The sequence below is a fragment of the Frankia sp. CcWB2 genome (genome assembly GCF_977927585.1).
The window spans coordinates 100,802-101,489 of sequence record NZ_CDWRCM010000001.1; the positions used below are offsets into that span (position 1 = coordinate 100,802).

At 67.7% G+C, this 688-nt stretch carries 1 protein-coding gene; it reads left to right on the forward strand.

Annotated features, from left to right (window positions below):
- Nucleotides 1-688: DNA-directed RNA polymerase subunit alpha (locus tag ACY45C_RS00585; protein WP_462185748.1), on the forward strand; the 688-nt coding region annotated here is incomplete at both ends.

Sequence of the window (688 nt, forward strand, 5' to 3'; positions counted from 1 at the left end):
ACCCCGAGCTGCGGCTCGCCATTCTGAACGACAAGGGCAAGCTCGAGATCGAGCTGACCGTCGAGCGGGGGCGCGGGTACGTCAGCGCGGCTCAGAACAAGCAAGCCGGCCAGGAGATCGGGCGGATCCCGATCGACTCGATCTACTCGCCGGTGCTGAAGGTGACCTACAAGGTCGAGGCCACCCGCGTCGAGCAGCGGACCGACTTCGACCGGCTCATCGTTGACGTCGAGACCAAGCCGTCGATCTCCCCGCGAGACGCGATGGCCAGCGCCGGCAAGACCCTGGTCGGCCTGTTCGGGCTGGCGCAGGAGCTCAACGCCGAGGCGGAGGGCGTCGACATCGGCCCGTCCGCCGCGGACGCGGCGCTGGCGGCCGACCTCGCGTTGCCCATCGAGGAGATGGACCTGACCGTCCGCTCCTACAACTGCCTCAAGCGTGAGGGCATCCACACGATCGGCGAGCTGGTCTCCCGTAGCGAGGCCGACCTGCTCGACATCCGTAACTTCGGGCAGAAGTCGATCGATGAGGTCAAGACGAAGCTGGGCGCGATGGGCCTGCAGCTCAAGGACTCCCCGCCCGGGTTCGACCCGCGCCAGGCCGTGGACACCTACGGCACCGACACGTACAGCCCGTCGTTCTCCGACCCGTCCGACGACGGCGCGGAGTTCGTCGAGACCGAGCAGTA